Origin of the sequence: Streptomyces glaucescens (genome assembly GCF_000761215.1) — a bacterium.
Classification (GTDB): domain Bacteria; phylum Actinomycetota; class Actinomycetes; order Streptomycetales; family Streptomycetaceae; genus Streptomyces; species Streptomyces glaucescens_B.
The window spans coordinates 4,564,917-4,579,270 of sequence record NZ_CP009438.1 but is presented as its reverse complement, the minus strand read 5'-3'; the positions used below and the strand labels follow the sequence as shown (position 1 = coordinate 4,579,270).

The window sequence follows — 14,354 nt, the reverse complement described above, 5'->3', positions numbered from 1 at the left end:
CGGTCAGTACCGTATCGTCTTCACCACAGACACTCATAAACCGGTCAACCGGGCTGTTTTCCTCCCGGTTCGTGGGCGGTCCGCGAGGTCGAGCGGGGCGGGAACGTGTTCGCCGGCTCAGCCCGCCCAGGTATCCGGACCCCGTCGTACTGAGGGGTCCCGGTGGTCAGGCCGCCCGCTGGAAGTCCCGCAGCCGCCCGAACGACGCCTCCAGCCCCCGCCGCAGCAGCCGCGCCAGCGGCCGTTCCACCAGCCGGTGGATCAGCCAGCTCAGCACCAGGAAGCCCGCGATGACGGTCACGACCAGCAGCCGCGGGTCCATCGTGTCGCGCAGGCGGTCGATGAAGGCCGTACCGGCCATGTAGTGGGTCAGGTAGAGGGGGTACGTCAGTGCTCCCGCGGTGACCAGCCACTTCCACCGCACGCGGTCGGTGTGCCCCAGGGCGACGGCGATCATGAGCAGCAGGAAGAACGTGTAGATCACGACCGCGCCGCGCCAGCTGCTGACCTGCTCGAACTCCACCCGCTCCCCCAGCTCGAGCTGCCCCATCAGCCAGGCCATGCCGAGGATGCCGCACAGCAGGAGGTCCGGGCCGAAGCGGTGCATGAGGTAGAGGGCGAGGCCGGCGATGAAGTACCAGGCGCCGGTCGGGTTGGCGACCAGGACGAGGAGCGGGAACTTCGCAACCGGCGCGAGCATGGCGGCCGCGCCCCACACGCAGCAGAAGACCACGACCCGGCGGTAGGTGAGGCCCATGGCGACGACGACGAGGAAGAGCAGGTAGAAGCGCAGTTCGGCCCAGAGGGTCCAGTAGACGGGGTCGACGTTCGGGACCTTCGAGCCCTCCTGGAGCATCGTCAGGTTGAACAGCACCTCGCGCAGCGGGAGGCGTTCCCACACGCCGGGCAGGGCGGCCAGCACCGCGGTGGTGAACAGCACCGCGCACCAGTAGGCCGGGTACAGGCGGATCACCCGCGAGACGAAGAAGTCCTTGGGGGTGCGGCCCCAGCAGGACATGCAGATCACGAAGCCGCTGATGACGAAGAAGATCTCGACGCCGATCCAGCCGTAGGACGCCACGTGGAACCAGCTGGGCATGAGGTCGGACACCGGGCGGTCCCAGATGGCGTTGCCGGGCTGGTTCGCGCGGTTGGTGCCGGCGTAGTGGTGCAGGGCCACCAGGAGGGCGGCGGCCAGCCGTATGCCGTCGATGACGTACAGGCGGGGGCGCGCCCGGCCGCCGGGCGTGTCCGCCGGTTTCCGCGCCGATCCCGCCCGTACCGGTGATCCGGCCGGCGCAATCCCCTGCATCCCGTGCTCCCCGCACCCCTCGAACCGTCGAACGCCGGTTCACGCTACGTCCGTACGATCCCGCCGCTACGGGGCAGAGCGGAGCAATCCACGCGCCGGGGCACGGGAATTGCCGGAATCCTCTCCCGTGCGCCGCCCAAGGTTCGCCGAGGTTTCACCCTCCCCGCGCGCAACCCGCGCGCGGCGGACCTGACGACGGCGCTGGGCCCGCAGCCGCGCCGGAGGCCGTCTCCCGGGCATGACGAAGGGGCCCGTACGACCGAAGTCGTACGGGCCCCTCAGGCCGAAGCAGGTCAGGTGACCTTCAGACCCTCAAGCAAGCGGAACTTACTTGGTGATCTTGGTGACCTGGCCGGCGCCCACGGTCCGGCCACCCTCACGGATGGCGAACTTCAGGCCCTCTTCCATGGCGACCGGCTGGATCAGCTGGACGGTCATCTCGGTGTTGTCACCGGGCATGACCATCTCGGTGCCCTCGGGGAGGGTCACAACGCCCGTCACGTCCGTCGTACGGAAGTAGAACTGCGGACGGTAGTTGTTGAAGAACGGCGTGTGGCGGCCACCCTCGTCCTTGGACAGGATGTAGGCCTGGGCCTCGAACTCGGTGTGCGGGGTGACCGAGCCCGGCTTGATGATGACCTGGCCGCGCTCGACGTCCTCGCGCTTGATGCCACGGAGGAGCAGACCGACGTTCTCACCGGCCTGGCCCTCGTCGAGCAGCTTGCGGAACATCTCGATGCCGGTGACCGTGGTGGTGGTCTTCTCCTGCTTGATGCCGATGATGTCGACGGTCTCGTTGACCTTGAGGACACCACGCTCGATACGGCCGGTGACGACCGTACCGCGACCGGTGATCGTGAAGACGTCCTCGATCGGCATCAGGAACGGCTTGTCGACGTCGCGCTCCGGCTGCGGGATCGACTCGTCGACGGCCTTCATCAGGTTGAGGACGGAGTCCACCCACTCCTTCTCGCCCTCGAGGGCCTTGAGAGCGGAGACCTTGACGACCGGAACGTCGTCGCCGGGGAACTCGTACTCGGAGAGGAGCTCACGGACCTCGAGCTCGACGAGCTCCAGGATCTCCTCGTCGTCCACCATGTCGGCCTTGTTCAGGGCGACCACGATGTACGGAACGCCGACCTGGCGGGCCAGGAGCACGTGCTCCTTGGTCTGCGGCATCGGGCCGTCGGTGGCGGCGACCACGAGGATGGCGCCGTCCATCTGCGCCGCACCCGTGATCATGTTCTTGATGTAGTCCGCGTGACCCGGGCAGTCGACGTGGGCGTAGTGACGCGCCTCGGTCTGGTACTCGACGTGCGCGATGGAGATGGTGATACCGCGCTGACGCTCCTCGGGCGCCTTGTCGATGTTGTCGAACGGGGTGGCCTCGTTCAGGTCCGGGTACGCGTCGTGCAGCACCTTGGTAATGGCGGCCGTGAGGGTCGTCTTACCGTGGTCGATGTGACCGATGGTGCCGATGTTGACGTGCGGCTTAGTCCGCTCGAACTTCGCCTTCGCCACTGGGGTCCTCCTGGGAGTGGTTCTGGTACGCCTTACTTCATCGGCGCCAGGTGATCTTTGCTGGATGTCCCGGATCCCGGGGGCAAACATCCGTGATGCGGTTGTTTGCCCCGCGAGGCTCCGGAGTCAAGCCTACGGCGTGGACGCGAGGTCCGTTACTCGCCCTTGGCCTTCGCGATGATCTCCTCGGCGACGTTCCGCGGAACCTCGGCGTAGGAGTCGAACTGCATGGAGTAGCTGGCGCGGCCGGACGTCTTGCTGCGCAGGTCGCCGACGTAACCGAACATCTCCGAGAGGGGCACGAGGCCCTTCACGACGCGGGCACCGGCCCGCTCCTCCATGGCCTGGATCTGGCCACGGCGGGAGTTGATGTCACCGATGACCTCACCCATGTAGTCCTCGGGCGTGGTGACCTCGACGGCCATCATCGGCTCGAGCAGCACGGGGCTGGCCTTGCGCGCGGCCTCCTTGAAGGCCTGCGAACCGGCGATCTTGAAGGCGAGCTCGGAGGAGTCCACCTCGTGGTAGGCACCGTCGAGCAGCGTGACGCGCACGCCGGTCATCTCGTAACCGGCGAGGATGCCGAACTGCATGGCCTCCTGCGCACCGGCGTCCACCGAAGGGATGTACTCCTTCGGCACGCGGCCACCGGTCACCTTGTTGATGAACTCGTACGAGGCGTCGCCGCCCTCGATCGGCTCGATCGCGATGATGACGCGCGCGAACTGGCCGGTACCACCCGTCTGCTTCTTGTGGGTGAACTCGACCTTCTCGACGGCCTTGCGGATCGTCTCGCGGTAGGCGACCTGCGGCTTGCCGACGTTGGCCTCGACCTTGAACTCACGGCGCATGCGGTCGACCAGCACCTCGAGGTGCAGCTCGCCCATGCCGCCGATGATGGTCTGGCCGGTCTCCTCGTCCGAGTGGACCTGGAAGGACGGGTCCTCCTCGGCCAGGCGCTGGATCGCGACGCCGAGCTTCTCCTGGTCGCCCTTCGACTTGGGCTCGATGGCGACCTGGATGACCGGCGCCGGGAAGTCCATGGACTCCAGGATGACCGGGCTCTTGTCGTCGGACAGCGTCTCACCGGTGGTGGTCTGCTTCAGGCCCATGACGGCGACGATGTCGCCGGCGCCCACCGACTCGATCTCCTCACGCTTGTTCGCGTGCATCCGGTAGATCTTGCCGATGCGCTCCTTCTTGCCCTTGACGGAGTTCAGCACCGAGGTGCCGGACTCCAGGCGGCCGGAGTACACGCGGACGAAGGTGAGCTTGCCGAGGTGCGGGTCGCTCATGATCTTGAACGCCAGCGCGGCGAGCGGCTCGTCGTCCGACGGCTTGCGCGCGATGACCTTCTCCGGGTCCTTGACGTCGTGGCCCTCGATGGCCTCGATGTCGACCGGGGACGGCAGGTAGCGCACGACCGCGTCGAGCAGGGGCTGGACGCCCTTGTTCTTGAAGGCGGTGCCGCAGAACACGGGGGTGACGGTGGTGCCGCCGCCCTTGCCGGACGCGATGGTGATACGACGGATCGCCGCGTAGAGCTGCTCCACGGAGGGCTCGGTGCCCTCCAGGTACAGCTCCATCAGCTCCTCGTCGTTCTCGGCGACGGCCTCGAGCAGCTTGCCGCGGTACTCCTCGGCAGCCTCGACGTGGGTGTCCGGGATGTCGACGACGTCGTACATCTCGCCCTTGGTCGCCTCGGCCGACCAGACCAGGGCCTTCATCGTCACGAGGTCGATGACGCCCTTGAAGTCGGCCTCCGCGCCGATCGGCAGCTGCATGACCAGCGGCTGCGCGCCCAGGCGGTCGGAGATCATGTCGACGCAGCGGTGGAACTCGGCACCGGTGCGGTCGAGCTTGTTGACGAAGCAGATACGCGGCACGCCGTAGCGGTCCGCCTGACGCCACACCGTCTCGGACTGGGGCTCGACGCCGGCGACGCCGTCGAACACCGTCACGGCACCGTCGAGCACGCGCAGGGAACGCTCCACCTCGACGGTGAAGTCGACGTGGCCCGGCGTGTCGATGATGTTGATGGTGTGGTCGACGTCTTCCAGCGTCCAGTGGCAGGTGGTGGCAGCAGAGGTGATCGTGATGCCACGCTCCTGCTCCTGCTCCATCCAGTCCATGGTGGCAGCGCCGTCGTGGACCTCACCGATCTTGTAGGACACACCGGTGTAGAACAGGATCCGCTCGGTGGTGGTCGTCTTGCCCGCGTCGATGTGGGCCATGATGCCGATGTTGCGCACCCTGGCCAGGTCAAGCGAAGTGGTAGCCATAAGGCTTCAGTCTTCTCTCGGTCTCGATGTGGGTAGCGACTACCAGCGGTAGTGCGCGAAGGCCTTGTTGGACTCGGCCATCTTGTGCGTGTCCTCGCGCTTCTTCACAGCGGCACCGAGGCCGTTGCTGGCGTCGAGGAGCTCGTTGAGCAGACGCTCGGTCATGGTCTTCTCGCGACGGGCGCGGGAGTAACCGACGAGCCAGCGCAGCGCCAGGGTGTTGGCGCGGCCGGGCTTGACCTCGACCGGCACCTGGTAGGTGGCGCCACCGACACGGCGGGACTTGACCTCGAGGGTCGGCTTGATGTTCTCGAGAGCGCGCTTCAGCGTGATGACCGGGTCGTTGCCGGTCTTCTCGCGCAGGCCCTCCATGGCGCCGTAGACGATGCGCTCGGCGGTGGAGCGCTTGCCGTTCAGCAGCACCTTGTTGATCAGGGAGGTCACCAGAGGAGAACCGTAGACCGGGTCGATGATGACCGGGCGCTTCGGGGCGGGGCCCTTACGAGGCATTCTTACTTCTCCTTCTTGGCGCCGTAACGGCTGCGAGCCTGCTTGCGGTTCTTGACACCCTGGGTGTCGAGCGAACCGCGGATGATCTTGTAGCGAACACCCGGCAGGTCCTTCACACGGCCGCCGCGCACGAGCACGATGGAGTGCTCCTGCAGGTTGTGTCCCTCACCCGGAATGTAGGCCGTGACCTCGATGCCGCTGGTCAGACGCACACGCGCGACCTTACGGAGGGCCGAGTTCGGCTTCTTCGGGGTGGTCGTGAACACACGCGTGCAGACGCCACGACGCTGAGGGGAACCCTCGAGTGCGGGCGTCTTGTTCTTCTCGACCTTGTCCTGCCGGCCCTTGCGGACCAGCTGCTGGATCGTAGGCACTACTTCTCCGGTTTCTGTGTGCCGATGGGTACAGCTAACCTGGAACGTCGCCGACCCACGCGGTCGGGTGTGTCGAATCCCGCGGACTTCCGCCGCTAGGCAGAAAGAGGCGCAGATTACGGTGGCCGCTCTCGGGCTCCCGATGCGGTCGGAAGGCACGCACAGGAGCCAGGGCACACCCCAGGCACAAGGTCTGAGCGTACCTACCGCACCGACTTCGGTCAAAACAAATGGAGCCCACCCCGACACGCCGGACTTCTCACCTCCTTGACCGCCCTCCCGGCCCGCTCGTCCGGCGTCCCGTCCGGCGCCCGCCGCGGGACCCCGGCAACGGGTCGACCGGCGCGAACCGGTGACGGAGGGCCGTGACGGCGGGGCCGTCACCGGCAATGGCCGAATCCCGCCCTTCCCGCCTCGGCGCTCTTGCGCGTTCAGTACGTTGATCCGCCCGCGGCGACCTTCGGGGGAATGGGCATGACAGAACGGACGTACGCGTCGGACGACGGTGGCCTGGACGACCGGGTGCCGTTCCTGGCCCGGCTGGAGACCGAGGACCGCTCCGCCCTGCTCGCGCTCGGCCGCGCCCTCTCCTTCACCCGGCGCACGATCCTGCTCCACCAGCACGAGCCGTCCTCCCACGTGCTGTTCCTGGTGGACGGCTGGACCAAGGTCACCGCCTCGGCCGCCAACGGCTACGAGGCCCTGCTCGCCCTGCGCGGCCCCGGCGACATCATCGGCGAGTCGGCCGCGCTGACCGGACGGCCGAGGTCCGCCACCGTCACCGCGCTCGAACCGGTGCGCGCGGTCGCCGTGGAGCGGGAACGCTTCCGCGACTTCCTCGGCCGCTCCCCCGCCGTGTCCTTCGCCCTCCTCGGGCTCACCGCCGACCGCACCCGGGCCGCGGACCGGCGGCGGCTGGAGTTCGCGTCGATGAGCGTGCGGGAGCGGCTCGCCGTGCTGCTCCTCGACCTCGCCCGCACCCACGGCCGGCGCACCCCGGAGGGCGTCGAGCTCGCCGTACCGCTCAGCAAGCAGGAACTCGCCGGCTCGGTCGGCGCCTCCCGCGAGATGGTGCAGCGGCTGCTGAAGGAACTGCGGGACAGGGAAGCCGTGATCACCGGCCGCCGCACGCTCCTCATCCGGCGCCCCGACATCCTGCGCCGGATCGGCGCGGCGGCTCCCGGCCACGGTGGCCGGGCTCCCGGCCACGGTGGCCCGGCTCCCGGCATCCCCTCCCCGCCGGGGCCGCGCGACGAGTGACGCGCGGTCATGCGCGCCGGGGCGCGCGAGGAGTGACGCACGGGTCATGCGCCCCGGAGCTGCGCGAGGAGTGACACACGGGTCACGGTGCGTCCACCGCGCACCCGGTTCTGTGCACACGGTCACAGTCCGAGTGCGTCATCCGCCCTCACCGCCCGGCCCCCCGGAGCACCACGCTTGCGCTGTCCGCCACCCCCCGTCCGAAAGGCGACCATGAGCGACCCCGTGAGCCGCACGATCCTGTTGCTGGACATCGAGAGGTTCAGCGACCGGGACGACGTGGAGCAGGCTTACCTGCGGCGCATGCTCTACGACATCACCGACCGCGCGCTGGAGAGCGCCGGCATCGACGAGACGCGGCGGCTGCGGGCCGACCGCGGCGACTCGGTGATGGAGCTCATCGACGCCAACGCCCCGGTCACCGCGCTGCTGCGGGCCCTGCTCGGCGAAGTGCCGGCCCAGTTGCGGGCGGTCAACCGCATGGCGTCCCGGTCCGCCCAGATCCGGCTGCGCGGCGTCGTCGCGAGCGGGTGGGTCGCCGTCGACGAACGGGACGGCTGGGTCGGCTCCGACCTCAACCACGCCTGCCGCCTGCTCGACGCGGACGTGCTGCGGGCCGCGCTGCGCGAGCGCGCCGACGACTTCGCGCTGTGCGTCTCCGACGCCCTGTACTCCGGTGTCGTACGGCACGACCACCCGGGCATCCCGGCCGCCGGCTTCCACCGCGTGACCGTGCCCAGCAAGAACGGGCCGCTGACGGCCTGGCTGCACGGTCCGCTGCCCGCCGGGGCGGCCGGCACGAACCACGGTGAGAGGGGGGAGGGGGACGCGCCGGGCGGATCGGGGGACCGCCCGGCGCACCCCGGATCCGCCCCGGCCCGGCGCGGCGGCTCCCGGCGCTCCGCCGCCGGCGGGGCAGCGCCCGCGCCGGACGGTCCCCCCGCGAGCGGCCCGGCGCCGGACGGGGAACGGCAAGCCCCGGCGCCGGGTCCCGTGCTGCACGTCAGCGGCGGCTCGGTCAGCTTCGGCGGCGGCTATGTCGCGGGCGACCAGCACGGCGTGTCCGGCGGCCGCGTCACCGGCGACGTCGTCATGGGCGGCAAGCACCTCGCCCCGGACGGCAAGCACCTCGCCGCGGGCGGCACGCACGCCGCCGACGGCGGCAAGCACCGTGTCTCCGACGGCAAGACCGAGCAGGAGGAGCGGCCGTGACCGGGCCGGAGCCGGGGGCACAGGGGGCGGCGGCGCCCGGCGCCGGGCCCACGCCGGAGCAGGGCGAGCCGGCCGCGGACGAGACCCGCCCGGACGGCGCGGCCGAGGAGACCGAGGAACGGGACCAGCCGCAGAACGCCTGGTCGGCCCGGCGCGACCTGATCGACCACAGCCCGCGCACCATGAACGTCGGCGCCCGCACCCGCTTCGGCGGCGGCTACGTGGCGGGCGACCAGCACGGCGTGTCGGGCGGCCGGGTCACCGGCGACGTCATCATGGGCAGCAAGACGGAGATCCACCACTGGTCGTTCTCCGGGTTCTCCACGGCCGCCGCCTCCGGCGAGATCCCCCGCGCGACGCTGGAACGGCTCGCCGCCTCCTTCGTCGCCGCCGAGGAGACCGTCGGGGGCCTGCTGGACCGGCTGCGCCGCGAACGCGTCCTGGTGCTGTCCGGCGCCCGCTTCACCGGCCGCCGCACGGCCGCGCTGATGCTGCTGCACCGGCTCGGCGCCGCCCCCGTGCGCCTGCTGGACCGGGACACCTCCCCCGGCGCGCTCGCCGAGCGGTGCACCGCCTCCGCCGAGGACGGGCAGGGCACCCGCGGGTACGTCCTGTGCGACCTGACGACCCGCCGGGGCAGCCCGCTGCGCGAGGCGCACCTGCTCGCCGTCCGCGACCGGCTCGCCGAGCAGGACGCCTATCTGGTGATCACCGTCGGCCCCACCGCCGCCCTGGAGGACGTGCCCACCGCCGGCTGGTTCCCGCCCGCCGCCGAGGAGGTGCTGGCCGCGCACCTGCGCGTCCGCACCGACGAGGCGACGGCCGCCCGTCTGCTGGGCCTGCCGGACGTCAAGGAGTTCCTGGGCCGCGGCCACCAGTTGCGCGAGACCGCCGCGTTCGCCCGGCTGCTCGCCCGGTACGCGGCCGGGGAGGTCACCGGGCGGGACGTCGCCGGCTTCTCCCTGGCGTCGCTGGAGAACCAGGTCCAGGAGTGGTTCGAGGAGGACGAGAGCGCGGTCCCCCTGCGCGACAAGGCGTTCCTCGTCGCCCTCGCCGCCTTCGACGGCGGCCCGTACGCGCTGACCGCCGAACTCGGCGACCTGCTCTACCGCTTCCTCCAGAAGACCGACAATCCGGCGCGCGTCCCCGAGGTCCCCGTCTTCGGCACCCACGTGGGCAAGCGTCTGCAACTGGCCCGCGCACGGCTGTACGAGGACGACCAGCACACCGAGTGGGGGCCGGTGACGCAGACGATGGCGGCGTTCACCGACGACCGGGTCGCGCTGGTGCTGCTGCGGGAGGTGTGGACGGGCCACCCGTCGGCCCGGCCCGCGCTGGTCGAATGGCTGCGCCGGCTCGCCGACGACGGCCGCCCCCTGGTCCGCACCCGGGCCGCGTCCACCGTCGCCGTCCTCGCCCGCGCCGACCTGCCCTCCGCCATGGCGCTGGTCATCGAGCCGTGGGCGACCTCGAACCGGTTCCGGCACCGGCTCGTCGCCGTCAACTCGCTCACCCTCGCCCACTTCAGCGACACGCCGAACGTTCCGCGGATCCTCGACGCCTGGTCCGGCAGCGAGGACCGGCGGCTGCGCTGGGTCGCGGTCCGCGCGTACGCGCTGATCGGACCCGAGCGTCCGGAACAGGCCCTCGCCGCGCTGCGCCAGGCCGTCCGCCGCCTGTACACGGAGTCGGGCGACCCCGACGACTTCGACCGGGAGATGGCGGCGGAGCTGGCCGAGGCCGTGGAACTGCTGCTGCTGTCGCCCGCCGCCGCCGAGGTGCTGGCCGGGCTGCTCGGGCACCTGGACGACGACCGGGCGGTACGCGACCTCGCCCTGGGCGGCTTCATCAACGCCTGCCGGCGCACCGAGGGCGACGAGCGGTACGGCCAGCCGCTCGTCCTCGGCTGGTACGCCCGGGCCACGGCCGACGACGAGACGGCCGCGCAGGGCATCGCCCACCTGTGGCGCCGGGCGCTCGGCGACCCGCACGCCACCCGGCCGGCCCTGGACCTCCTGCGCGAGTGGGTGCTCATCGCCGACCGTTCCTCGCCCACCGAGTGGGCCCTCGCCGCGCTCCTGCCGAAGCTCGTCACCTCCGAGCCCGAGTACCAGCGACTGAGCCATCTGCTGCGCACCATGCCCGGCGAGGACGGCAACCCGCCGCCGCCGGTCGCCGCCCGCCTGCTCACCACCTTCGGCTGACGCCGGCCACGGCACGTCCCCGAGTACGTCCCCGAGGAGACACGCACCATGCCCACCTTCCACCGCCAGCCGGAGTGGCAGCAGCCGGCGGACCGGCACACCCGGCTGATCGACCCGGTGCTCACCGTGCGGCAGCTGTCGCGCTTCGACCTGTCGCTGAAGCACGTGGTCCGCATCGACCACGCCCTGGTCTTCGCCACCCCCCGGGGCGGGTACGAGACCTTCCTGCCGCCCAGGCGGCCCACCCGCGGCGAGATCATGGCCAGCCGCTACACCGCCGTGTACGAGGTGGACATGGGCGTCCACCCGTTCACGGACACCCTCACGCTGCCCAGCGACAACGACGCGTTCGAGTTCACCGCCGAGGTGGACGTCACCTGGCAGGTGCTCGACCCGGCGCGGTTCGTGGCCGGCGGGGTACGGGACGTGCCCGCGCTGCTGCTCGGCGAACTCCAGCAGACGGCCCGGCCGGTGACCCGCCGCTTCGCCATCGCCGACAGCGCGGCGGCCGAGGCGGAACTGCTGAAGGCGGTCCAGCTCGTCGGCCCGCTCGGCGCCCCCGCGGGTCTCCACGTCACCTGGACGCTGCGGCTGCGGCGCGACCAGGCGAACATCGAGCACCAGCAGCGGCTCCAGTCCATCGACCACTCCGCGGAGGAGCAGGTCCGCACGGCGCGGCAGGGCATGCGGGTCGACCGGGAGCTGGACCACCGGCACCGGCAGCAGGACGAACTCCAGCTCGGCCGGGCCATGGAGTACGGCAGGCAGCAGCAGGAACTCCTCCTCCAGCAGCAGCGCTGGCAGCAGGAGCAGGCGCTCCTCCAGGGGCAGCACCAGCTGGAGCTGCAGCGTGTCGAGGCGCAGAAGATCGAGTTCTACCGGTGGCACCTCGCGCAGGGCGGCGTGCAGGCGTGGGCGCTGCACCTCGCCCAGCACCCCGAGGACTCCCGGCTCGTCATGAGCAGCATGCGGGAGGACCAGCTCCGCATGATCCAGGCGCAGATGGACCTGGTGAAGGAGCTGCTCGGCGGGGAGGGCGCGGAGAAGTTCGAGCTGGAGGGCCCCAAGCAGCTCGCCCTGCGCACGGTCAGCGACATCCTCAACCAGCGGCTCCCCGGCGTACCCCAGAACCCGCCCCTCCTGCCCCCGAACGCCCCGGCACCGCCGCCCCACCCGGGCCCGGAGACGGACGCGGACCCCGGCACGAGCCCCGGCACATCGGAGGACGCCGCCGCGAGTGACGCCCCGCCCGCACCGACCGGGCCCCACGCCACCCCGCCGTCGCCCCACGCCACCCCGCAGTCGCCGTACGCCACCCCACCGTCCCCTTACGCCACCCCGCCGTCGCCGTACGCCCAGCAGCCCGCTCCGGGTGTCCCGGGCGGCACCCCACCCGCCTGGCAGCCGCCGTCGCCGTACACACCGCCGCCCATGCCGTACGTCCCGCCGCCCTCCGCCCCCTACCCGCCGTACTCCGCGGGCGGTCCCGCGCCGGCCCCTCCGGGCACTCCTGGGGGACCGCCCCCGTCCGTCCCCTTCCCGCCTCAGCCGGGCGCCGAGCCGCCTTCCGCCGCGTCCCCCGCCTGGCAGCCGCCCGCCGGCTACGGCACGACCCCGACCGCACCGCCTCAGCCCGACCCGGCCGCCGAGCACGAGGACACCCGGCAGGACGGCTCCCCGAGGGAGACCCCTGCTCCATGACGGCCCCCACGGGGCCGGCCCGCTCCCGTCACGCGAAGGAACCCCGATGACCCACCAGCCCCCGCCATCCCCGCCGGAGTACCCGGAGACCCCGGCCCAGCCCCCGCAGCCGCCCCAGTACCCCTCGCCCGCCTCCCACACCGCGCAGTACTCCGCGGCCCCGCAGCACCCGATAGCGCCCGAGTCGCCGCAGCCCCCGGCCTGCCCCACGGGCACCCGGCCCCCCGCCGGCCCCGCGCCGGCCGAACCGCCCGCCTACCCCACGGCGGCGCAGCCCCCCACCTACCCGACGGCCGCCCAGCCCCCCGCCTACCCCACGGACACCCCGCAGCCGGGCGTCACCCCACCGGTCCCCCCGCCCGCCGCACCCCGGCCGTCGCCGGCTCCCGGTGATCCGGCGCACCCCCACCACATCGCCACCGACCGGGGGCGCGTCCACATCTCCGCCCAGCAGCGCCGTACCGACGCCACCGCCGTCGGCAACCTGCTGCTCTACCTGCCGCACTTCCTGTGCAGCCTCCTGGTCGTCGGCCTCCTCTCGCTGCTCTTCGGCGACCTCGGCTTCCTGCTCGTGCTGGCCTGGCTGGCAAGCGGCGCACTCGTCTTCCACCGCCCGACCGAAAGCGCCCTCGCGCGCCATCTGCTCCGTCTGCGCTACCCCACTCCGCAAGAACGAGCCAGACTCGAGCCGGTCTGGCGCGAGGTCACCGCCCGTGCGGGCGTCGAGGGCCGCACCTACGAGCTGTGGGTGGAGGACAGCGACCACCTCAACGCGGTCGCCGCCGCCGGCCACATCGTCGGCGTCACCCGGTTCGCCATGAACGAGCTGCCCAACGGCGAGCTGGCCGCCGTCATGGCGCACGAGCTGGGCCACCACGTGGGCGGCCACGCCTGGTCCTCGCTGCTCGGCTACTGGTACGCCCTGCCCGGCCGGACCGCCTGGCGGGTGCTGCGCACGGTCACCGGCGTGATGTTCCGGATCTCCCGCGCCTTCTCCTGCTTCGGCGTGGTCTTCTTCGGCCTGTTCGTCGGCGGCCTCGCCCTGGCCACCATCAGCAGCCTGTACGGCCTGCCCCTGCTGATCCTGGCGATGCCGTACGCGCTCGCGGCGGTCGGCCGGCGCGCCGAGCTGCGCGCCGACCAGCACGCCGCCGCGCTCGGCTTCGCGCCGATGCTGGCCGCCGTACTGGAGAAGCTGCACCAGCAGGAGGAGCAGCAGGCCGCCGCCGTCACCGCGGCCCACGGCGGTGTCCCGGTGGCGGAGAGCCCGGTCAGCAGGCTGCTGGCCTCCCACCCGGACTACTACACCCGGCTGCACCACCTCCAGCCCTACCTCCAGCCCCGCGGCTGACGCTCCGGGCACCCTCCGCCGCGCGGCCGGTCAGCCGGTCCCCGCGGACACGGTCAGCAGCACGGCCAGCCCCACCACGAGCGCCCAGCCGGCCACGGACATCCAGCCGAGCACCAGCCCGATGAGGGCGAGCCCGTCGCCGCCCTCGTCCGAGCGGCGTATCTCGGACCGGGCCGCGTGTCCGAGCACGACCGCCGGTATACCGGTCAGGCCCATGGTGGGCAGGCAGAGCAGCCCACACAGGGCGGCGGCGACCGCCTTTCCGTTCGTCCGCGGCCGGGGCGCCGCCAGGAACGTCCGGGGTACGGCGACGCCCGCCCCGGGATGCGCCAGGGGTCCCTGCGGCAGATCGGCGACCAGCAGCGCCAGCTCCCCCACCGTGCGGGCCGTGTAGGCCCGCGCGACCCGCTGCTCGAACTCCGTCTGCTCCATCCGCCCCTCCCCGTACCCCGCTCTGAGCACGTCCACGGCGCGCTCCCGGTCTGCGTGCGAGGCGAGCATCGACGGGCCGCTGTGCCCGGCCCACGGCTGCGGCATCCCGTCGGCCTTCCCCTGCCGGGGCGGCCACGGTGGATTCGGCGACGACTGCGACACGGGCACCTCCCGGAGCGCTCGGTGACTCCATCA

11 protein-coding genes are annotated in these 14,354 nt (G+C 71.8%); 5 read left to right on the top strand and 6 right to left on the bottom strand.

The genetic code is table 11. The annotated features are described in order from the left end of the window. Nucleotides 1–166: 166 nt before the first annotated feature. The 5 genes from SGLAU_RS19855 to rpsL all read right to left on the bottom strand — a co-directional run bounded on the left by SGLAU_RS19855 (nt 167) and on the right by rpsL (nt 5,999). Nucleotides 167–1,312, bottom strand: a complete 1,146-nt coding sequence (locus tag SGLAU_RS19855) for an acyltransferase family protein (RefSeq protein ID WP_078957795.1) — start codon at nt 1,310–1,312, stop codon at nt 167–169. 327 nt (nt 1,313–1,639) lie between these two features. Then, nucleotides 1,640–2,833: an elongation factor Tu gene (gene tuf, locus SGLAU_RS19850; RefSeq protein ID WP_043503311.1), complete on the bottom strand. Its 1,194-nt coding sequence runs from the start codon at nt 2,831–2,833 to the stop codon at nt 1,640–1,642. A 155-nt stretch (nt 2,834–2,988) separates the two neighbouring features. Next, nucleotides 2,989–5,115 (bottom strand): elongation factor G, encoded by a 2,127-nt coding sequence (gene fusA, locus SGLAU_RS19845; protein WP_043503309.1) that lies wholly within the window; start codon nt 5,113–5,115, stop codon nt 2,989–2,991. 39 nt (nt 5,116–5,154) lie between these two features. After that, nucleotides 5,155–5,625: a 30S ribosomal protein S7 gene (rpsG, locus tag SGLAU_RS19840; RefSeq protein WP_003998848.1), complete on the bottom strand. Its 471-nt coding sequence runs from the start codon at nt 5,623–5,625 to the stop codon at nt 5,155–5,157. 2 nt (nt 5,626–5,627) lie between these two features. Beyond that, nucleotides 5,628–5,999 carry a 30S ribosomal protein S12 gene (rpsL, locus tag SGLAU_RS19835; RefSeq protein ID WP_003948652.1) on the bottom strand — a complete coding sequence of 124 codons (372 nt, stop codon included), beginning with the start codon at nt 5,997–5,999 and terminating at the stop codon, nt 5,628–5,630. A gap of 474 nt (nt 6,000–6,473) precedes the next feature. On the opposite strand from rpsL, the gene SGLAU_RS19830 reads away from it, so the two are divergent. From SGLAU_RS19830 to SGLAU_RS19810, 5 genes are all read left to right on the top strand, one after another. Further along, nucleotides 6,474–7,259: a Crp/Fnr family transcriptional regulator gene (locus SGLAU_RS19830; RefSeq protein ID WP_043503308.1), complete on the top strand. Its 786-nt coding sequence runs from the start codon at nt 6,474–6,476 to the stop codon at nt 7,257–7,259. Between the two features lie 213 nt (nt 7,260–7,472). Then, nucleotides 7,473–8,471 (top strand): hypothetical protein, encoded by a 999-nt coding sequence (locus tag SGLAU_RS34470; RefSeq protein ID WP_078957794.1) that lies wholly within the window; start codon nt 7,473–7,475, stop codon nt 8,469–8,471. Further along, nucleotides 8,468–10,675, top strand: coding sequence for a hypothetical protein (locus SGLAU_RS19820; protein ID WP_043503307.1), 2,208 nt, complete (start codon nt 8,468–8,470; stop codon nt 10,673–10,675). The genes SGLAU_RS34470 and SGLAU_RS19820 overlap by 4 nt, the downstream gene beginning before the upstream one ends. A 48-nt stretch (nt 10,676–10,723) precedes the next feature. Beyond that, entirely contained in the window at nt 10,724–12,376 is a 1,653-nt protein-coding gene (locus SGLAU_RS19815; RefSeq protein WP_063838883.1) for a hypothetical protein, read from the top strand. A gap of 46 nt (nt 12,377–12,422) precedes the next feature. Next, on the top strand, nt 12,423–13,727 hold the full coding sequence (locus tag SGLAU_RS19810) for a M48 family metalloprotease (protein ID WP_043503306.1): 1,305 nt from the start codon (nt 12,423–12,425) through the stop codon (nt 13,725–13,727). A 30-nt stretch (nt 13,728–13,757) separates the two neighbouring features. Here the strand turns inward: SGLAU_RS19810 and SGLAU_RS19805 are convergent, their stop codons facing one another. Then, the gene (locus SGLAU_RS19805) at nt 13,758–14,264 is read right to left on the bottom strand and encodes a DUF1707 and DUF4190 domain-containing protein (RefSeq protein ID WP_052413828.1); all 507 of its coding nucleotides are present in this window, start codon (nt 14,262–14,264) and stop codon (nt 13,758–13,760) included. Between the last annotated feature and the right edge of the window lie 90 nt (nt 14,265–14,354).